The 19521-nt window shown below is 44.2% G+C and carries 18 protein-coding genes; 4 read left to right on the forward strand and 14 right to left on the reverse strand.

Annotation, left to right across the window (positions count from 1 at the left end; all coding sequences use genetic code 11):
- The first annotated feature begins 104 nt into the window (after positions 1-104).
- Entirely contained in the window at positions 105-1784 is a 1680-nt protein-coding gene (locus tag NL626_RS21225) for a mechanosensitive ion channel family protein (RefSeq protein WP_005380681.1), read from the forward strand.
- A gap of 69 nt (positions 1785-1853) precedes the next feature.
- Here the strand turns inward: NL626_RS21225 and NL626_RS21230 are convergent, their stop codons facing one another.
- The 10 genes from NL626_RS21230 to gap form a co-directional block, all read right to left on the reverse strand.
- Positions 1854-2138, reverse strand: coding sequence for a putative quinol monooxygenase (locus NL626_RS21230; protein WP_065274732.1), 285 nt, complete (start codon positions 2136-2138; stop codon positions 1854-1856).
- Between the two features lie 17 nt (positions 2139-2155).
- The gene (locus NL626_RS21235) at positions 2156-2551 is read right to left on the reverse strand and encodes a VOC family protein (RefSeq protein ID WP_005380685.1); all 396 of its coding nucleotides are present in this window, start codon (positions 2549-2551) and stop codon (positions 2156-2158) included.
- A 140-nt stretch (positions 2552-2691) separates the two neighbouring features.
- Complete coding sequence (locus tag NL626_RS21240; RefSeq protein ID WP_005384938.1) at positions 2692-2991, reverse strand: ribbon-helix-helix domain-containing protein; 300 nt, start codon at positions 2989-2991, stop codon at positions 2692-2694.
- Positions 2992-3127: 136 nt separating this feature from the next.
- Positions 3128-4705, reverse strand: a complete 1578-nt coding sequence (locus tag NL626_RS21245) for an alkaline phosphatase (protein WP_047104402.1) — start codon at positions 4703-4705, stop codon at positions 3128-3130.
- 398 nt (positions 4706-5103) lie between these two features.
- A complete protein-coding gene (locus NL626_RS21250; RefSeq protein WP_213866413.1) occupies positions 5104-5463 on the reverse strand; it encodes a hypothetical protein in 360 nt (119 codons plus the stop codon).
- 251 nt (positions 5464-5714) lie between these two features.
- Positions 5715-6662 (reverse strand): ChaN family lipoprotein, encoded by a 948-nt coding sequence (locus NL626_RS21255; protein WP_130545934.1) that lies wholly within the window; start codon positions 6660-6662, stop codon positions 5715-5717.
- A gap of 98 nt (positions 6663-6760) precedes the next feature.
- Positions 6761-7588 (reverse strand): 23S rRNA (guanine(745)-N(1))-methyltransferase, encoded by an 828-nt coding sequence (gene rlmA / locus NL626_RS21260; protein ID WP_005380691.1) that lies wholly within the window; start codon positions 7586-7588, stop codon positions 6761-6763.
- Between the two features lie 96 nt (positions 7589-7684).
- Complete coding sequence (locus NL626_RS21265; RefSeq protein ID WP_154205121.1) at positions 7685-9721, reverse strand: methyl-accepting chemotaxis protein; 2037 nt, start codon at positions 9719-9721, stop codon at positions 7685-7687.
- Positions 9722-9919: 198 nt separating this feature from the next.
- On the reverse strand, positions 9920-10804 hold the full coding sequence (locus NL626_RS21270; RefSeq protein ID WP_213868049.1) for a D-hexose-6-phosphate mutarotase: 885 nt from the start codon (positions 10802-10804) through the stop codon (positions 9920-9922).
- A 156-nt stretch (positions 10805-10960) separates the two neighbouring features.
- Positions 10961-11956: a type I glyceraldehyde-3-phosphate dehydrogenase gene (gene gap, locus NL626_RS21275; RefSeq protein WP_005380697.1), complete on the reverse strand. Its 996-nt coding sequence runs from the start codon at positions 11954-11956 to the stop codon at positions 10961-10963.
- 337 nt (positions 11957-12293) lie between these two features.
- Here gap and msrB point away from each other — a divergent pair, with 337 nt between their 5' ends.
- The gene (gene msrB / locus NL626_RS21280) at positions 12294-12701 is read left to right on the forward strand and encodes a peptide-methionine (R)-S-oxide reductase MsrB (RefSeq protein ID WP_042522504.1); all 408 of its coding nucleotides are present in this window, start codon (positions 12294-12296) and stop codon (positions 12699-12701) included.
- A 117-nt stretch (positions 12702-12818) separates the two neighbouring features.
- Here msrB and NL626_RS21285 read toward each other — a convergent pair whose 3' ends face one another.
- On the reverse strand, positions 12819-13640 hold the full coding sequence (locus tag NL626_RS21285) for a DUF2989 domain-containing protein (RefSeq protein ID WP_005384926.1): 822 nt from the start codon (positions 13638-13640) through the stop codon (positions 12819-12821).
- A gap of 101 nt (positions 13641-13741) precedes the next feature.
- On the opposite strand from NL626_RS21285, the gene NL626_RS21290 reads away from it, so the two are divergent.
- Positions 13742-14026 carry a YeaC family protein gene (locus tag NL626_RS21290; RefSeq protein WP_005380700.1) on the forward strand — a complete coding sequence of 95 codons (285 nt, stop codon included), beginning with the start codon at positions 13742-13744 and terminating at the stop codon, positions 14024-14026.
- A gap of 95 nt (positions 14027-14121) precedes the next feature.
- Here NL626_RS21290 and ansA read toward each other — a convergent pair whose 3' ends face one another.
- Entirely contained in the window at positions 14122-15135 is a 1014-nt protein-coding gene (ansA, locus tag NL626_RS21295) for an asparaginase (protein WP_017635822.1), read from the reverse strand.
- A gap of 164 nt (positions 15136-15299) precedes the next feature.
- On the reverse strand, positions 15300-17150 hold the full coding sequence (gene sppA, locus NL626_RS21300; protein WP_005380705.1) for a signal peptide peptidase SppA: 1851 nt from the start codon (positions 17148-17150) through the stop codon (positions 15300-15302).
- Between the two features lie 224 nt (positions 17151-17374).
- Here sppA and NL626_RS21305 point away from each other — a divergent pair, with 224 nt between their 5' ends.
- The gene (locus tag NL626_RS21305) at positions 17375-19387 is read left to right on the forward strand and encodes an NADPH-dependent 2,4-dienoyl-CoA reductase (RefSeq protein WP_005380708.1); all 2013 of its coding nucleotides are present in this window, start codon (positions 17375-17377) and stop codon (positions 19385-19387) included.
- 47 nt (positions 19388-19434) lie between these two features.
- On the opposite strand, the gene NL626_RS21310 is transcribed toward NL626_RS21305, so the two are convergent.
- The coding region (locus tag NL626_RS21310) for an integrase core domain-containing protein (RefSeq protein WP_138939050.1) at positions 19435-19521 on the reverse strand (87 nt) is incomplete at its 5' end.

The raw sequence follows: 19521 nt of genomic DNA on the forward strand, positions 1-19521 counted from the left end.
TGCTCAGTTTATTATTTAGTGTTGTAAACTTAGGAGTATGATTTCAACGCTTTACACTTCTATTCCTGATTGTTTTGATCAGGATTGTTCCCTATGAGGTAAACATGACGTTTCATTTCCCCCAGAAACTGCGCCTGACATCTTGGGTGACATTATTCGCACTTGCCGTCATTATGTTCTCCCCAATGGCTGTTCATGCGACTGCTACTGACGATATCCAAGAGCCTTCTGCTGCCGAAATCTCGATTGACAACTTGAACCGAGAGATTGTGGATTTATCCCAAAGCCTCTCGCAAGCGAGTGGCGACGAGCGTGATGCCCTTCAACTGCAACTATTCCAAAAGAATGAAGAATTAAGAAGCCAGTTAGCGTCAGCGATTGAACGTGAAACTATCTCTCGCGACAAGCTGATCTTGCTAGTTAAAAAACAAGAACAATACTCTGAGGACGCAACGAACTATCTATCGGAAAAAATAAAGAAAGTCGTCGAGGATTTAAATAAGGCTAAGGATGAAGAGAAGCTTGCTCTTGTTAATGATTATCGAGAGCTACAGCGTTATCTTGATGTTAGCTTCGATTCGAGCTGGCAAAATCTCGCTTGGTTGAAGGAGCTAGGGGCCCAAAACGAGCGCGCAGAAGCGGAACTAAAAGATAAAATTGATAAACGTATGCGCTTACTGTCTGCTTCAATTGAGTACTTGAGTCAGCAAAGTGAGATCATTGGCTCCCAACTTTCGTCTAGCCCAGAGTCGGAAAAAGCGTCGTTGCAACTTAGTCAGCTCATTACTAAACAAAGGCTAAATATTGCGACAGAAAGCTTACGCAACCTGATTTCAATTGGTGATAAAGTCGGTTTAGAAACGTCTGAATACAAACGCCAAATTTTTGAAGTGACGGGTAATATCACCCATGATTTACTAAATACCAAAGTTGTGTGGTCAATACTGAGTCACTGGTCCAACTCGGCACTGGATTGGTTTGCCGAGAATGCACCGCAGCATATCTTCCAGTTGTTTGTTTTTGCGCTGATTTTATTGATCGCTCGCGGACTGGCTAAGTTAACGCGCAAAGTGGTCCGTAAGGCAGTTGCATCGAAAAACTTAAAACTTTCCCACTTGATGCAGGACTTCTTTATCTCGATGTCCGGCAAATTCGTGTGGGTGATCGGTATCATGGTGGGCTTATCTCAGCTTGGCTTGAACCTAGCGCCAATCCTAACCGGTTTCGGTATTGCTGGTGTGATTATTGGTTTCGCGTTGCAAGACACGTTATCCAACTTCGCGGCGGGTATGATGCTGCTTATTTATCGTCCATTTGATGTTGGTGATTTTGTGTATGCTGGCGGTGTGGATGGCAAGGTAAGCCATATGAGTTTGGTGAACACCACAATCCGTACGTTTGATAACCAAATTATTATTGTGCCTAACAGCAAAATCTGGGGAGATGTTATTAAGAACGTCACGCATGAACGCATTCGCCGCGTGGATATGGTGTTTGGTATTGGCTATGCGGATGACCTCTTAAAAGCGGAGTCAGTATTGTCTGATATCATTACCTCTCACCCTTCGGTACTTCGCACTCCAGAGCCAATGATCAAAGTTCATACATTAAATACGTCTTCTGTAGATTTTATTGTGCGTCCTTGGGTAAAAACGGATGATTACTGGGATGTATACTGGGATGTGACAAAAGAAGTGAAACTACGCTTCGACCGAGAAGGTATTTCGATTCCTTTCCCACAACAAGATGTGCATTTGCATATGGTGGAGAAGCAAGACGCTTAATCACAGGTCCCAACAAGTGAAAGGCACTCTAGGTAGAGTGCCTTTTTTGATCTTCGGTTAGCGCTATAGTTACAGTTCGTCGAAGAACACCAGTTTCGGCTCGCATTCTAACAAGTTGTCGATCTGGCTAATCAAAAGAGCAAAGTGTTCTGTTTTACCATGAAGCTCAAACGCTTGTTGGTCTTTAAATTGCTCCTGAAAAACGAAGTGGCATGCATTGTCTTTATCTTGGAACAATTGATAACGAACGCAACCTTCTTCATTGCGAGTAGGTTCAAGCGCTTGGGTAAGTACCTCTTTCAACTCTTGTTCTTTTCCCGGTTGTGCATGAAAGGTAGCCGTCAAGTGAATCATAATGTTTACTCTTTTTGTTATAGGTAACGCCCTTGGCGTTGCAAGAACTCAATTTTGTAACCATCAGGGTCGGTTACAAAAAAGAACGTTGCTAAATGCTTTTGTTGATGGTCAAAGGCTTTGATGTCACCAGTTTCAATGCCGAGAGATTTAATGCGTTTGTGGGCTTGTTCAATGTCCTCCACGCTGACGGCAAGGTGGCCGTAACCTGAGCCGTGAGTGTAGGGCTCACTTTGGTCGTGATTGTGCGTCAGTTCCAATTCAAAGCCAGTTTCTTGGTTGGCTAGATAGGTTAGAGAAAAGCCATCAAAGATGTATTGATCAGCGACTTCTAGTTCAAGTACGTCACAGTAAAATTGTAGAGAGCGGTCCAGATCACTTACTCGGATCATGGTGTGAATCATTTTTGTCATAGGTACTCCTTGATAGTCCGCACAGGTTAGCGATTTCAAAAGGAGTCTGGGTAGTACTCTAGTACGACAAATTAGAAGATGCTCAAGGGTTTATAATACGGATGCATAGCCTAGGATGGTTATTGCTCGGTTGGTTGCTATTAACTGTTAAGTTGCGCAAGTGCTTGACGAGTGGTCTCTTGAGGTTGGCGGGCGTAAGTGAGGCAAGCGCATCGAAGTAAGGAGGCAAAGTTGTTCACTTCACCATTGTATTCGAGTGCTTCTTGATAAACAGTGCTTATGAATTTAGGAACCGTCATGTTTTGAGCACTAGCGATTTCCTCAAGAATTGTCCAAAAGCTCGCTTCAAGTTTTACACTGGTCGCGTGACCATCAATACGGATAGAGCGGGTGATGAACTGATAGTTGTCTTGGGGTTGCTTAGCAAAGATTTCGCACATTTTCTTTATTCATATAATTAAAGACCCATAATTATTGTGGTGTACGATTTAAAACGTCAACTGTTTTCATGCATAAAAAAACGCTCCCTTGCGAGAGCGTTGAAACATCACGAGTCGTGAAGTAAGTGCAAGTTGATTATTTAATTTGTTGTTTCAAGTACTCGCCTAGTTGCGAGTGGTGCATGATTTTTGATACCGGAAGGATAGTTTCTGCAGGTCCCCAAGCAAATACGTTGACAGGAGTATGCGTATGAGTACCCGTCCCCCATACTGTGTTTTGCTTTGTTGCATGCTCACGCGCTAGCAAGTTGCCACGGTCGTTGTAAGGAAAGAAAGCATCAAAGTCATTGATTGTCGGTACGTTCTCTTCGCTTAAGTATTTGTGTCCAGCGAGTCGGTATGGATTTGGTTTACTTGCTAATACGCGTTCTGCTTGCTCAGGCGTAATCGAAAAATCGCTATTTGCGTTCACGACTTCCGCAAACTTCTCTGGAGTTTGCTCTTTCTTATCAAGCGCTTGGAATTCACTGATCATGCCGTAGTAACTTTTCTTTTGGTTGTATAAGCCATCGAGGATCTCGAACTGACCAAAGTTGAAGTTTGGCGCGTAATCCTGATTTTTGAATGCTTCGCCGTCGCGTTTTTGTGGTTTAGGCAAGTTTGCTGATGAGTAGCTAAAGCCAAAAGAGCCGGTTTCGTGGTCTGCAGTAACAATGATCAGGGTGTCATCACGGCCTTTTGCCCACTCATAAACTGAGTTTACCGCTTCATCGAATTTAAGCATTTCATGCAGCATCGTACCTGCATCGTTACTGTGGCCAGCCCAGTCAATTTGGCCGCCTTCAACCATCAAGAAAAAACCGTCTTTGTCTTTTGAAAGAATGTCGATTGCTTTGGTGGTCATTTCTTTCAGCGATGGCTGCGTGCGTTTTGGATCGTTTTTGCTTTGACTGTAGGCAATACCATCGTTCATGCCCGAGTAAGCAAAAAGTCCAAGTAATTTGTCACCTTTAGCTTGTGTGAGCATATCGCGGCTGAAAGCTAAGCTATAGCCTTGGTCTTGCGCTTCGGCAAGCAAGTTGCGTTCGTCTTTGCGTTTCGATTTTAGGTAGACATTACCTTGAGTGAGCTTTTCAAGTTGCTCGTATGTCTCTCCCTTGTCGTTTGTCGACTTTGGAATCCAATGACGAAGTCCACCAGACATCATCACGTCTACGCCTGTTTCGAGCATATCCGCCGCAATACTGTTTTCTAGGGAGCGATGTGGTTGATGAGCGGCAAATGCTGCTGGCGTTGCGTGGGTCATACGCGTATCAGAGACGAGCCCTGTCGCTTTACCTTTACTTTTGGCTTTTTCCAAAATAGTTTCGACATGGTTGCCTTGGCTATCAATGCCAATGACTTCAGAAGCAGTAGGGATTCCTGTCGCTAGCATCGTAGCTGAGCACGCAGAGTCGACGACAATTGCGTCTTCTGGATTGGTCAGTGATGATCCAATCACACCTTCTTGAGCGAGTTTGTATAATGCTGTGCTTTCGCCTTTGTAAACCGAGTTAGGTGCGTGTTTTGCGTAGGTCTCGAGTAAACCTACTTGTTGAGGACCCATGCCGTCGCCGATCATCAAAATGACGTTTTTGATTTCAGCTGAGAGTGCGTTGAAAGAGAGGGTAGATGCAGCCACTGCCGTAACGATTGGAGATACTAAGCGCTTCATTATATTTTCCTTGTTTATTGAAAGCGCAGGCATTAAAGCAATGATTTATGAAGGTTTTGTGTCGGTAATAAAAGTTTAACCAAATTGTCGTTTTTGTTTGGTTTTGCAGAAAAAATGAGTCGCTCTGTAACGTTCGTTAGTTTGGAAAGAAGAAAGCCCACAAACGTGGGCTTGGATTACGCTTAGGAGTTGAAAGCATGGACTAAAGTTATCCATTCAGTGCCTTCACAAGAAACCTAGTTTAGGGAGCAATAAACGAGCATGTATTATCGGGCCACAAGAGCGGTCGAATTCACTTACGTTTGCATCATATCGTTCTTTGGCTTATTAAATTATGGGCTGCAATAAGTGTTTGGTTCAAATAGGATTTGTTGTCGTGACGATTATCAGACTGGTTATCAGACTAATGCCAGTATGATGCCACCAACGGTAAGTGCCGCAGAAAGGTATTGACCCGCAGAATATGAGCCATCCTCTTCTTTCTCGATTTTATCGGGGTGATCCATGCCAAGCGCACCATGCGTGAAAGATTCGACCTTTTCACCAACAGATTTATCTTCTGCTTCTATTTTCTTGCTGTCGTGCTCGATTTGTTGCAGAGCGGCAAGTAGCGCTTTGCCTTCGGTCGAAAGCGTCACCTTATTGTGTTCGACTTTCAGCGGCGAAGCACTAGTTTCTTCTTGTGCAATACTTGCTTGTTTAGAGACGACAGATTGTTTGGCATAGCTATTAACAGAAGTGCTTCCTACTGGATTCATCGAATACTCCTTGGAACATCGACACTCGGTCACTGAGTGCGGGTAAAAAGCAGTTATATTTTTATCGGCGGCAAAGTTTATTTCTGAAGCTATTTGGATAAAAACAGGTCTGCTTTTGCCGCTTCTAGTTTCTATTGGTGATCTTTAGCAAAAAATAGACCAGCAGGAAGCAGACCGTTGTCACTCTATGAACTCGGAGCGGTGTGATGATGCAACGCAACGACAAGGTAGTAACTTAAATTGAAGACCAGCTACTTACATTGAAGATCGTTATTGCGTTTAGTTAGATGTTGATATGCCGCCATGCGGTGAGCATCTTGTACATACCGTACTGGTGGTGCGAGAACCTCTAACTGATAGTCTGTATTATCAGAAAGCACGTTATCTGTTGGGCTAATTACAACCACTTTTAAGCTCGGGTTGCGGCTTAAGATTGATGCTGCCGTACCCAACCCTTGCTCGGTGTGAAACTTGCCCGCAACATGGACAATCTGAGCGCCTGGGTTGTCGTCTAGGTAGCTAACGATAGATTCCGCCATAGTTTCATCCCAAGTAACTTGAGCTGCAAACTGTTTTTCCGTCTGCTCTGGCTTACCGTGATGCATGGATGCCATGAACTTTTCTTTGTACGGACTATTACCAGTGTTGATGGCTTGTGCAATGAACATCCGCTGATCATCATCGAGCTTGTTAATGTAATCTAGCCCTTGTCGACCAATGCATCGAACAATGCTCTTTGGTGCATTTGCTGCAATGACCGGGAGATTTTTCTGCTTAGCAAACTCCACGAGAGGGCGATAGTCGCTTTCATAATTGGGCCACGCGTTGGCTTGTTTCATTAAGTACTGTTCGCCGATCTCCCCACGTAGGTAAGCGTCAACAACAGGTTGTTTGTCGCGGGTAAATTGTTCCATAGATAACGCGAGTGAGCGGTCGTAGGACGTAAGTTGTTTGAGCATATCGGTTTGAAAGCGATGAACGCCGGCGTGTGTGTGCCATTCACCAATAAGAATGACATCTGCTTGTTGCAGCTCAATTGGCAGTTTGCTTAGAGCGATGTGCTCGCCAGAAGGGGTGTATAGTTGGTAGTCGTAAAAACTAGTGACTTCCGCTGAGGTTGCGTGAGAGTTGGTGTGCGTATATGAAGAGCAACCAGTAAGTAAGCCTGCAAAGAGCAAGCTCAAAGTAGAAAAGCGCATTGAAAAGCCTCCAAAAATGTCCGGATGATATTAATGGAGGCTGAGCAATGAATCAATATAAATGATAACTATTTGCGTTTGTTGTTTTTTTTGACTTATTAATTGAGTGTTTTTTTGCGATATACACGCAACATAAAATCAGCCTCACATTGGAAAAGTGTAGCGGATTTCAACTCTTCACGAAGAGCATCGGTTGCTTTCCATGCGAATGGCGTCATTTGCAATAAATCGATTGCGGCTCCGTTTTTCAAGTCCATAACATAGTTAAGATGCTGCTGGTGCTCTAATTCAAACCCTTCAATATGTTCTGGTTCTTCATTGTGAAGACGAACTTCTTGATAAATGCGCTCACGCAGTTGGTATAAGTGGCGGCTAGCAGGAGTAACCGTGACAACAACGCCGTCGTTTTTTACAACGCGCTGCAGCTCCTCAGCTTTACACGGGGCATAAATGCGCAAAATGGCATCTAAGGATTCATTTGCGAAGGGAAGTCGGTGACTAGAAGCCACACTAAAGTTGCAGTGCGTGTAACGCTTCGCCGCGTAACGAATGGCAACTTTGGAAATGTCTAAGCCATAAATCGTGGCATGGTTCGCTTGTGTTTCTATCGTCTTTTGTACTTGATCTGTGTAGTAACCTTCACCACAACCAATATCTAATAATTGATGGGTGCTCCCCTCAGTGTATGTTGCACACAGCTGCGCCACTTCTTGGCGCATTGGGTTGTAGTAATCTCCTTCAAGGAATCGACGACGAGCTTGCATCATCTCTTTGTTGTCACCAGGATCTTTAGAACGTTTGTGGTGCGCTGGCATCAAGTTAACGTAGCCTTCTTTTGCTAAGTCAAACTGATGATTGTTTTCGCACTTAAACGTTTTTTCATTTAACGCTAGAGCTTGGTGGCATAGAGGGCATTGATAGTTCATGACGATCTCGAACAGAAAGTAGGGCGGCAAATTCTATCAAAAAGCATGGTCTCAAGTGAAACAAAAAGAGCCGACTGGGTCGGCTCTTATTAAGTATTAGTGGAAGAAGTCGACTTGTTCTTTCAAGTTTCGTGCTTGTTGTTGAAGTTCAATGGCACTTTGCGAGGTTTTTGCGCTCGTGTTGCGGCTTTCTCGGTTAAGTTCACTGATAGAATGGGCATTTGCTGCAATTTCTTGTGAAACTTGAGCTTGTTCTTCTGAAGTCGCTGCAATGGCGTCGGCTTGAGAGGCTATCGACTGCACTTGTACTGCGATGGCTTCTAATGCTGTGCCCGCGTCTTGTGCTTTGTCCAAGACCTGGTTTGCACTGCGTTGGCTGTCTGTCATCATATTAACTGCATTATGAGTCGACCCTTTTAGTTTCTCGATAATTTCCACGACATCTTGAACTGAGCTTTGGGTTCGGTGCGCAAGTGTGCGCACTTCATCTGCTACAACTGCGAAGCCACGGCCTTGCTCACCTGCTCGTGCTGCTTCAATGGCGGCATTCAAGGCAAGTAAATTGGTTTGCTCAGCAATTTCATCAATCATTTTAGTGACGGTTTGAATACTCTCGCTATCGCGATTTACTTGCTCGATAGCCGTTGCTGATTGATCCAATTGATCGTTAAGTTGAGCAACGTCGATACATACGCCTTCAACAATCGCGAGACCAGACTGGCTATCGGTATTTGCTGAGCGTACGTTTTCCGCAATGCTTTCGACTTGTTGTGCGACAGATTGAGCGGAAGAGGCCATTTCTTCAATCGCTGTCACAACTTGCTCGACTTCTTGTTGTTGTCGGTCGGCTTGGGTCAAATTGCTATGTGCATCGTTGGCAACGCTGGTAGAGTTGCTCTCCACTAAGTCGCTTGTTGAACGGATCTTACCAACAAGTTCATTGAGCTGACTTGCCATACTGGCGACACCCGAGCTCAGGTTCGTAATTTCATTCTTTGATGCTTTACGAGACGCTGGGATGCTCAAGCTGACTTCGCCGCCGGCTAAGCGAGTCATGTATGAGTTTAGAGTCGTGAGAGGTTGTAAGCTGCGATTCAAGAAAAGTGTCAGTACAACAAAAGTAATGATTGCCGCTACCGAAGAAATGATGGCAATGAGTGTGAGAAGCGTGTCGCTACCTTTTGTCACTTCTTTGATAAACGTACCACCTAGCAGTTTCCAGTTCCAACCTGGAACCTCTGTGTAGACAAGATACTTTTCGCCTACGTTACCTTGGTACTCGAAAGGGTAGCGAATTAATCCACTAGATTGTTCGAAAATCTGACCAAAAGGCTTGTGACCATTGTAGTCGGCGACTTCTAGTATTGACGAATCTGAGCCGCTTTTTGCTGGATGAAGTAGGTACTTACCAAGATTGTTGTCGTCGTTATCAACGATAATGGTGTAACCAGTGTCGCCCCATTTTATCTCTTCGAGTGCATCGAATAAGGTTTGTGTCGCTTGGTCTACTGGTAAGCCAATAAACGATAGGCCTGCTACCTTTCCTGTCGCATCTTTGATTGGGGCATAGTAGGTAATGTAGCGCTCGCCATACAATTTAATTTGAGCGTAATACGGTTGTCCTGCTTTAAGTTGCTGATAACCAGGATGGTTGATGCCTAGCGTGGTTCCGACCGCTCGTTGACCTTGTGGATCTTTTAGGGAGGTGGACACCCGAATAAAGTCGTCACCCAATGGTGCGAATAGCGTTGCTATAGCGCCGGTATCACGTGTGAAACTGTCGACCAACTTGGTGTCATTAATTAAGCTTTCACTGTATTGAGTGATGTTTGGTACTTCATGTCCCATGAAGTCAACCGTGTAATTTTCGACATAGACACCGGCAAGGTAGCCATTGCGAAAAGTAGATTCGAGGACTTTAGCTGTGTGCAGGTAAGCATCGAATTGGCCAGCAATGGTTTTTGCCATTGATTCTACTTTAGATTGGTGTTCTTTCAGTGTGCTTTCCAATAGAACATCGGAAGCGTTGCGGTAAACAAGCGCTGCAATACTGCTGAAAGCAATGAATAGACACAAAGTGATCACCAGTTTCAACTGGAATCCGACACTTTGATTTCGGTATCTCTCTAACATAGACTAATTCCTGATATTTTTATTATTTATGAGTTTTGTATCGGTATGCTATCGGTTTATATGATCAATTTTTTTGATATTTATTAATGAAACCGTCAAAAGTGACCAGTAACCAATAAGTTAGTAAAGATAGGACCATCTAAGCAGAGCTTTTATTACAAAAAAAGCCGGGTATCCCCGGCCTTTATATGGTGATTCTTACTGCGCTGAAATGGCAGTGACAAGTTCATGTGTTTCACCTGGTTGGAGCGTTTGACCTTGCTCAATACTTGGTGCATGAACAGCAGACTCCACACACAACATGGTTTGATAACCATCGTCAGCCATGTCACCCATGTTTTGCGCACCTTCTGCCCAAGGGTTCCATAATACTGCTGAGTTGTGGCCTTGATTGTGTACGCTTAGCGTACGATCCAATACCGGGTCTTTTACCAAAATTTTTGCTTCTGGTTGCGTGTAAACGCGATCAATGGTGTCAGTTAGTTGTAGAACATTACCACCTTGACATACCGCATCAGCTTTCAAGCTATCAATGTACTCGGCACCCATGCCTGTCGTTTGTGCTTGCTTAATGTCTCCAACGTTTAGGTAAGTATGTAATGCGCCAGAGAAGGTCCAAGCCTCGTCATCAATGTTCATGACTTTGAGCGTCACTTTTAGCTCATCGCCCACTTCAATCACCAAACGAGCGTCAAACATATGGGGCCAAATATCGTGGATTTCTTCTGTCGGGAACAGAGCAAGTTCAACAATCACACCGTTATGGTTCTCACGATGTTCAACCAACTCCCATTCTGCGGTGCGGGCAAAGCCGTGAGCTGGAGCAGCGATACGCCCAAACCAAGGCCAACAAACCGGAATACCACCGCGAAGAGCAGCTTTACCATCGAAGACAGCTTTTTCGCTCATCCAGATCAGATCTTCTTGACCTTCAGGCGTGAACGACACGACATGACCACCGTGTAGCGAGATGCCTGCCGTCGCTTTGTCATGAATCACGCGGACGATTTTTATCTGATCAACTTCAACGATAGTGACGTTATCAGATAGCACCGTTAGGGCTGGGAGAGTTTTTAAATCCATGTGTATTTTCCTATCGCTGGGGGAGAGCTTTTAGACGCGCTTCGCACATTAAATGCAACATCGAGTCTGCATTCTCTCAAATTCCAGATACAAAAAAGGCGACTCTAGAGCCGCCTTTTCTTTAACGAAGTTATTCGCTAATTGCTAACTTTCTAATTACTTAGAGATGTGAGCGATTAGGTCTAGAACTTTGTTTGAGTAACCGATTTCGTTGTCGTACCAAGATACAACCTTAACGAATTTGTCAGTTAGCGCGATACCAGCTTTAGCATCGAATACTGAAGTGCAAACTTCGCCGATGAAGTCTTGAGATACAACTGCATCTTCAGTGTAGCCTAGAACGCCTTTTAGTTCGCCTTCAGAAGCTTCTTTCATCGCTTTACAGATGTCTTCGTAAGAAGCACCGTTAACTAGGTTAACAGTTAGGTCAACTACAGAAACGTTAGCAGTTGGTACGCGGAAAGCCATACCAGTTAGTTTGCCGTTTACTTCTGGAAGTACAACGCCTACAGCTTTAGCAGCACCAGTTGAAGATGGGATGATGTTTTGAGAAGCACCACGACCACCGCGCCAGTCTTTAGCAGAAGGACCATCTACAGTTTTTTGAGTTGCTGTAGTTGCGTGAACTGTAGTCATAAGACCAGATTCGATACCGAACTTGTCGTTAAGAACTTTAGCGATAGGCGCTAGACAGTTAGTAGTACAAGAAGCGTTAGAAACGATGTCTTGACCAGCGTAAGTGTCGAAGTTTACGCCGTTAACGAACATTGGAGTAGCGTCTTTAGAAGGACCAGTTAGTACAACTTTTTTCGCGCCAGCAGTGATGTGCTTACGTGCAGTCTCGTCAGTTAGGAAAAGACCAGTTGCTTCAGCTACAACGTCAACACCGATTTCGTCCCATTTTAGGTCTTCAGGGTTGCGCTCTGCAGTAACACGTACAGTTTTACCGTTAACGATTAGGTTACCGCCTTCAACTTCAACAGTACCGTTGAAACGGCCGTGAGTTGAGTCATACTTAAGCATGTATGCCATGTAATCTACATCGATAAGGTCGTTAATACCTACTACTTCGATGTCGTTGCGCTCTTGCGCTGCACGGAATACGAAACGACCGATACGGCCAAAACCGTTAATACCTACTTTGATAGTCATTATAGTTGCTCCACAACTTAATTTCTGATTAAAGATAACTGGTAGTAAAATTACAGAATCCAGTAAACATCTGCAAGTGATAATCGGACTTAACTTGTTTAAAGTCAAAAAAAAGCGACGCTTTTTTTAACAATTCTTTGCAAATGTACGTTTTTTAAACTTTTAACTGATTCTTCTGTAGCCCAGTTGGCGTAATATAACTGGTGAGATAAGTGCTCTTATCAAATTAATTACGCATGGTGTCCTGGTGAGAAAGTATGTGCTACAACTGTTAAGAGAAGCAAGTTTTTTGCTAAAAAAGTCAATACTAAGAACAGTAAATAAGGAGCCGAAAGTCGTGGAACAAAGCGGGAAAAAAGTGACGAAGTCAGATGAACAGTGGCGTGAGCAACTGTCTGATGAAGAGTTCCGTATTTGCCGAGAGCAAGGTACAGAGCCTCCTTTCAGCGGTAAGCTACTGCATAATAAGGAAACTGGTGTTTATGCTTGTACTTGTTGTAATGCCCCTCTCTTTGTCTCTGATAACAAGTATGACTCTGGCTGCGGATGGCCAAGTTTTGATGCGCCTATCAACGATCAAGCGGTGCGCTATTTAGAAGATCTAAGTCACGGAATGGTACGTACAGAGATTCGTTGTGCAACGTGTGATAGCCATCTAGGGCACGTTTTTGAAGATGGCCCACAGACCACAGGAGAGCGTTTTTGTGTTAATTCTGTGTCGTTAATTTTCAACAAATCAGAATAATAACGACAAAATTGTGCTCGAGATTGTTTTATCCTTTCAGGATGATTCATGCTCAACAGTGATCTGAGTGTCGCTCGACTTAAATAAAAACTCCCGCTCATTGCGGGAGTTTTTCGTTTATATCTCACTGGGTATCATTGCTGGGGAATAGATACCTTTCTCTATGGCTTTCGCCACCGATTCGGCTAATTCATCCAACTGCTTATATCGCTCTGGATGACTGAAATTGAACATACGTTGGAGCTGCTTTTCATCAGCAAGCGGTACGTCGAATCTCTTCGCGACCATTGCCCATAGATACGCTTGCTCTTTGTCTCCAAGCCCCTGATGAATACTTGCCATTGACTTGAGAATGACCGGATTGATGTTGTCTTCATCAGATAAAGACAACGCGTTATTAAGAAGCTCCAGGGTTTTCTTGGTATCTCGGTTGGTATAAAAAGTGGCTAATGCATATTGCATCTCAGCATTATTTAATTGGGGAGACCCTTCCATTTGTAAAAATGCGCGCCGAGCTTGAGTATCTCCCGTTTGAGACCATAAGAAATACAAAGTAGCCGGGTCTTCTGAGCCTTTTAGCTCGTTTACAATGCGCTCTAGCTCATCAATACTGTGTACCAATGCATTAAAGCGTTGTCTTTTGAGAGCACTTTGATCAATAGGGGTGATCTGGGAGGCGAGTTCTAAGCATTTCCTATATTCAGCGACCAGACCGTATTCGATGATTTGGTTTGCTTCCGATGGGTTTTTCAATTGCTCAAACCGATGCCAAACCAAATTTGTTCTTGGAATTCGACATTGGCCGTCATCCATATTGAGCTGCTCGCAACGCAGTTCTGGTGTTTTTTGGCACAACTCTTCGGTTGTCACGTTACCTTCAAAACAGCCCGATAGCACAAAACATGCGAGGCTGAGAAGTAACCAGTTTGTTCTTTTCATGGCTTTGCTTGTGATCCGTTACACCAATTCATTTTCGTATTCTTGACTCAGTTTCTTAACCCGTTATGTTCTGTAAATAGAATGTAATAAGAAGGTACACTATGGACGCAGAACAACTATTACAAGCGATGACTCCAGAAGTTTATGATCGCTTAGTCTATGCAGTAGAAACGGGAAGATGGCCTGAGGGTACAACACTTTCTAAAGAGCAGCGAGATTCGTGTATGCAAGCTGTGATGTTGTATCAATCAAAACATAATACTGATGCGCAGCATATGACGGTTGCAGCCGGTGGTGAAATCAGTTTTAAATCAAAACAAGAGCTTAAAAAACAATTCAGCGGAGAAGAGAGCGATATTGTTCGTGTGAATCCGAACATTGATTAATCCTTACGCCTTGTTTCTCAAAATTTTATTATTTTGATTTTGAAAGAAAAAAGCCCAAATTGTATTGGGCTTTTTAGATCGCAGAAAGCTTGAACTTACAGGCTCATTTCACCACGCAGTACTTGTTGCATTCTCTCTTTTACTTCTTCGTAAGAAAGGTTTTGGCTTAGAAGGTAGTGTAGTTTTGCCAGCGCCGCTTCGGGCGTCATGTCAAAGCCACTGATAACACCAGAGTCTGCGAGAGCACAACCTGTGGCATATCCGCCCATATTCACTTTACCTGCCAAACACTGAGTTAGGTTTACGACAATAACGCCGCGCTCAGAGGCTTCTTTCAGGTGACCAAGCAGCTCAGGGTTCTGAGGAGCATTACCGACACCAAAAGTCAGAAGAATCATCGCATTCACGGGCTGACGAAGCGTGTTGCGGATAACTTCGTGTGAAATACCAGGGTACATGGTGATCACCCCGATTGGTTGTGGCGTGATGTTGTGAACCTTAAACTCACCTTCTGGTTGTGCACCAACGGTTACGCTGTTGCTAACTTGAATATTGATCCCAGCTTCCAATAGTGGAGGAAGGTTTGGTGAAGTAAAGGCATTAAAACCGTCTGCATGAGATTTTGTGCTGCGGTTACCACGCATCAATTGATTATTGAAGAACAAAGTTACTTCGTTGATCGGGTAGTTTGCTGCAATATGTAGCGCGTTTAATAGGTTTGCTTGGCCGTCAGAACGCAGCTCTGCGAGAGGGATTTGTGAACCCGTTACAATCACTGGCTTACCAAGGTTTTCAAGCATGAAAGACAATGCTGACGCTGTGTACGCCATGGTGTCAGTACCATGTAGGATAACGAAACCATCGTATTTGTCATAGTTGTCACGAATATCATTCGCAATCTGCTGCCAGTCAGCAGGTGTCATATCTGATGAGTCAATCAGAGGGTCGTATTCGTGGATGGTGTAATCCGGCATTTCAGGACGATGGAATTCTGGCATGCTTGCTAATTGCTTTTCCATAAAGCCAGCAACAGGCACATAGCCGTGGTCGGATTTTTGCATTCCGATGGTACCACCGGTGTAAGCGATGTAGATGTGTTTTCTAGTCATCGTTTTTTCTTTCGTGTAGGGGAACAGAGGCGGGGATTATATACCTAAATAACCTTGAGATGCGAGGCTATACGCACAGCATCAGAAAGTCATCTGAGGAGATGCAAAGCCTAATAAAAAGGGCACTTCAAGTAGAAGTGCCCTTTGTAATATTGATGGAAAAACTACTGCACTTGGCAGTTTAAACAAAATGCGTATTGACCTTTAGGATCGTTGAAGCTTTGGAGCAAGCTTGCGTCTTGTTCGAATTGTTGAGCTACGGGTTGAAGACTTTTTGGTAGCAAGCTTGTTGCATCAATACCTAGAGAGACTTTCACCTGTTTCATAAACTCTTGTAGAAATAGTTCAGTAGGTGAAAGAGGCTCTTCTACCCAGTAAATGCCGTAATCGGTTACGTTCGCTAGTTTCGCCGCTAGCTCTACAGCATCATCAAAGTCACCCATTTGATCGACAAGACCAAAGGATAGTGCATCTTGGCCAGTCCAAACTCGACCTTGAGCAACTTTGTCAACTTCCTCTAGAGACATATCGCGATTCTCGCCAACTAGAGAAATAAAGCGCTTGTAACCGTGTTCGATACCTAATTGGAACACTTGAGACGCGCCCTCAGAAAGGCCAGTGGTAATACCGTCACCTGAGAACGGCGATGTGCCAACTCCATCAGTATTAATACCTAACTTGCTAAAGCCTTTTTCAAACGTGGTGATGACACTAAATATACCAATGGAGCCCGTCAGGGTTGTTGGCTGAGCAACGATTTTGTCTGCGCTCATTGAAATCCAATAACCACCAGAAGCGGCCAAACTCGACATGGATACAACAACCGGCTTACCTGCTTGCTTCAGAGCTTCTACTTCGTTACGAATCACTTCAGAAGCAAAGGCACTGCCTCCTGGACTATCTACTCGTAACACGACCGCTTTCACTTTTTCATCATTGCGTGCTTGACGCAGCAAGCTTGCGACCGTGTCACCACCAACAGTTCCGCGAGGTTGTTGACCGTCCATAATCGCGCCACTGGCTAGAACAACGGCGATGTCGTGTTGAGGTAGTGTGTAATCGGGACGAATCGTTGCAAGGTAGTCGTAGTAACCAATCGCGTTGTAGCTGTCTTTGCCGTCGCTACCAAACTGTTTTGCAAATAGAGTGCGAATGTCTTGGCGTGTAGCAAGTTCATCCACTAGCCCCAATTTGACTGCGAGCTGAGCAATATCGCCATTTACAGACTTCATCTCGTTAATCAGCTCATCCATGGTTGGATTAAGCACTTTCGCATCAATGTTTCGGTTTGTTGTTACGTCATCAACAAAAGCACTCCATAATTGAGTAACCCAACGTGTTGCTGACTCTTTCGCCGCATCGGACATGTCATCACGAATAAACGGTTCGATAGCGGATTTATAAGTACCTACGCGAAAAACATGAGTAGAAACGTCAAGCTTTTCAAGTAACGTTTTGTAGTACATTGAGTAAGCGCTGTAACCTTTAATCAATACACCACCATCAGGTGCCAGATAAACTTTATCGGCGTAACTTGCCAAGTAATATTGGCTTTGGTTGTAGAAATCACCTACGGCGTAAACGGGTTTGCCTGACGCTTTAAATTCGTTCAACGCTTTCGCGATGTAACGTAGTTTCGTGAGATTTGTTTCTGGCATGTCTCGCAGTGCTAGCACTAATCCAGACACTTTAGGATCGTCTTTCGCGTAGCGAATAGTATCAACGATATCGAAAAGGACGTTTTCTTTCGGTAGCTCATTACCCAAAAGGGAACCAGCAAAAGAGTCCATTGGGTTTACATAACGTCTTTGTTCGACAATTGGGCCTGAAAGGTTCATCACCAATGCCGATTCTTTTTCGACGACAGGTTGACCGTCTCCGGTATAAGTAAAGGCAAAGTAGAAAACGGCAATCATCAGCAAGAAAATTAGGTTTGCCAGTGCGAGTCTGATGAAAGTGATACTTTTCCATATCCCTTTAAATATCAAACCAATAAATTTGAAGAGTTTTTTCATCTTGTCTCCATAACGAGATAGTTACGCCGAGTCTAACAAAGTATGGGTTCTTATCTCTAAGATCTCAAAAGATAACATTTTTTTAGCTTATCACGACCACTCAACAATTGGCATATTTTCACACGAGATTGATCGGTGTTACAAAAATGTAAACGCTTGTTTGATTTTTTGGTTGAGCAGGCTTAATCTGGTCAGACCATGATAATAACAATGGATGTTAAGTGATGTCTGCCATGTACCCAAACCTATTAAAGCCACTGGATCTCGGTTTCACACAACTACGAAACCGAGTTCTGATGGGATCAATGCACACGGGCTTAGAAGAGCACAAAGAAGGATTACAGAAGCTCGCTGCTTTTTATGAAGAACGCGCGAAAGGCGGTGTCGGACTGATTGTAACCGGAGGTTTTTCTCCTAACTTACGCGGTCGTTTACACCCGTTGAGTGCTGAATTCAGCAAGCCAAAACATGCTAAAGCCCATAAAGTTGTGACAGAAGCGGTGCACAAGCACGGTGGTAAAATTGCGTTGCAAATTCTCCATGCTGGGCGTTATGCAATGCATCCATTCTCGCAAAGTGCATCTGGCATTAAAGCGCCAATTGCAAAGTTTGCTCCGAGTGAAATGAGCGACCGCCAGATAAAGAAAACCATCGACGCGTTTGCTAATAGTGCGGAGTTAGCACAGCTTGCTGGTTATGATGGCGTCGAGTTAATGGGCTCGGAAGGTTACTTGATAAACCAATTCTTATGTAAACGTACTAATATGCGTTACGACGAATGGGGTGGCAGCTATAAAAAACGTATGCGTTTTCCGCTAGAAATTGTTAAAGCGGTACGCAAGGCGGTAGGTGACAAGTTCATCATCATCTTCCGTCTTTCTATGCTGGATCTTGTCGAGCAGGGCAGCACTTTTGAAGACGTTATCGAATTGGCGAAAGCACTTGAAGAGGCTGGCGTCACGATTATTAATACGGGTATCGGTTGGCATGAGGCTCGAATTCCGACAATTGCGACTCAAGTACCACGCGGTGCGTTTACATGGGTTACGGAAAAAGTTAAACCTCACGTTTCAGTTCCTATTATCACTTGCAACCGTATAAATACGCCAGATGAAGCAGAACGTATTTTATCTTCAGGTCATGCCGACATGGTTTCGATGGCGCGCCCATTTTTGGCCGATCCTTACTTTGTTGCTAAAGCCGAACAGGAAAAAGCGCAGCTTATTAATACGTGTATTGGTTGTAATCAGGCATGTCTAGATAACGTGTTTAAAGGTAAGCGCGCCAGTTGCTTAGTGAACCCTTTAGCGTGCTATGAAACCGAAATTGTTGTTGAACCAGCCTTTAAGAAGAAAAACATTGCAGTTGTTGGTGCTGGCCCTGCGGGCTTGGCTTGTGCGACCACACTTGCTGAACGTGGCCATAAGGTTGATTTGTTCGAAAAGAACGACCGCATCGGAGGTCAGTTCCGTCTTGCGATGCAGATTCCTGGTAAGGAAGAGTTTCGAGAGACGATACGATATTTCGCTAACCGTATTGATGAAACAGGCGTGAATCTGCACTTATCGACGGAAGCGAACTATGACTTACTCACAGAATACGATGAGATAGTGATGGCATCGGGTGTTGAGCCACGTAAAGTCAATATTGATGGAATTGATAACCCAGAGAAAGTCGTCGACTATCAAACTCTCATTCGAGACAAAACGCCAGTCGGTGAGAAAGTGGCTATCGTTGGTGCTGGTGGCATTGGCGTAGATGTCGCGACCATGCTCACAGAGCCAGTTGGACAAACGTTGGATGACTGGTTGCATGAATGGGGAATCGACAAGGAGATGTCTCAGCCGGGTGGTTTATACCCTTACCCTGATGCGGTCAGTGATAAAGAAGTCTGGGTACTTCAGCGTCGTAAAGGTCGTGTAGGTAAAGGTCCGGGTAAAACGACAGGTTGGATCCATAAACGTACCCTTGAAAAACGGGGCGTACATTTAGTCGGTGGCGTGTCTTACGATAAAATTGATGATCAAGGTTTGCACATTCATGTAGACGGAAGCGCGCAGGTACTTAATGCAGACAAAGTGATCATTTGTGCTGGACAAGAGTCTGTACGTCCGTTTGAAGATAAATGGTCTGAACTTGGAGAGAAGATTCATATCATTGGCGGAGCTGACCATGCGGGTGAACTTGATGCTGTGCGTGCGATTCGTCAAGGTGTTAAATTGGCGGTAAAACTCTAGCCTTTTAATGTGTATGACCCGTCCTGATATGGGTTGACACTTTTTAACTAAAACGCTCGATGTACTTCATCGGGCGTTTTGTATTTTAAAGCCGTATGAGGCCTCATTTGATTATAGATATCTACGGACTCTGC

Source organism: Vibrio sp. Y58_MX_L22 (genome assembly GCF_024181865.1).
GTDB lineage: Bacteria > Pseudomonadota > Gammaproteobacteria > Enterobacterales > Vibrionaceae > Vibrio > Vibrio alginolyticus.

What these genes read in the sequence shown, in the direction of transcription:
- sppA (WP_005380705.1), bottom strand. Translation starts at nt 17,150, where the DNA reads ATGAAAAAACTCTTCAAATTTATTGGTTTGATATTTAAAGGGATATGG.
- NL626_RS21290 (WP_005380700.1), top strand. Translation starts at nt 13,742, where the DNA reads ATGGACGCAGAACAACTATTACAAGCGATGACTCCAGAAGTTTATGAT.
- rlmA (WP_005380691.1), bottom strand. Translation starts at nt 7,588, where the DNA reads ATGAACTATCAATGCCCTCTATGCCACCAAGCTCTAGCGTTAAATGAA.
- NL626_RS21265 (WP_154205121.1), bottom strand. Translation starts at nt 9,721, where the DNA reads ATGTTAGAGAGATACCGAAATCAAAGTGTCGGATTCCAGTTGAAACTG.
- NL626_RS21270 (WP_213868049.1), bottom strand. Translation starts at nt 10,804, where the DNA reads ATGGATTTAAAAACTCTCCCAGCCCTAACGGTGCTATCTGATAACGTC.
- NL626_RS21245 (WP_047104402.1), bottom strand. Translation starts at nt 4,705, where the DNA reads ATGAAGCGCTTAGTATCTCCAATCGTTACGGCAGTGGCTGCATCTACC.
- gap (WP_005380697.1), bottom strand. Translation starts at nt 11,956, where the DNA reads ATGACTATCAAAGTAGGTATTAACGGTTTTGGCCGTATCGGTCGTTTC.
- NL626_RS21240 (WP_005384938.1), bottom strand. Translation starts at nt 2,991, where the DNA reads ATGTGCGAAATCTTTGCTAAGCAACCCCAAGACAACTATCAGTTCATC.
- NL626_RS21230 (WP_065274732.1), bottom strand. Translation starts at nt 2,138, where the DNA reads ATGATTCACTTGACGGCTACCTTTCATGCACAACCGGGAAAAGAACAA.
- NL626_RS21255 (WP_130545934.1), bottom strand. Translation starts at nt 6,662, where the DNA reads ATGCGCTTTTCTACTTTGAGCTTGCTCTTTGCAGGCTTACTTACTGGT.
- NL626_RS21235 (WP_005380685.1), bottom strand. Translation starts at nt 2,551, where the DNA reads ATGACAAAAATGATTCACACCATGATCCGAGTAAGTGATCTGGACCGC.
- NL626_RS21305 (WP_005380708.1), top strand. Translation starts at nt 17,375, where the DNA reads ATGTCTGCCATGTACCCAAACCTATTAAAGCCACTGGATCTCGGTTTC.
- NL626_RS21225 (WP_005380681.1), top strand. Translation starts at nt 105, where the DNA reads ATGACGTTTCATTTCCCCCAGAAACTGCGCCTGACATCTTGGGTGACA.
- NL626_RS21250 (WP_213866413.1), bottom strand. Translation starts at nt 5,463, where the DNA reads ATGAATCCAGTAGGAAGCACTTCTGTTAATAGCTATGCCAAACAATCT.
- ansA (WP_017635822.1), bottom strand. Translation starts at nt 15,135, where the DNA reads ATGACTAGAAAACACATCTACATCGCTTACACCGGTGGTACCATCGGA.
- NL626_RS21285 (WP_005384926.1), bottom strand. Translation starts at nt 13,640, where the DNA reads ATGAAAAGAACAAACTGGTTACTTCTCAGCCTCGCATGTTTTGTGCTA.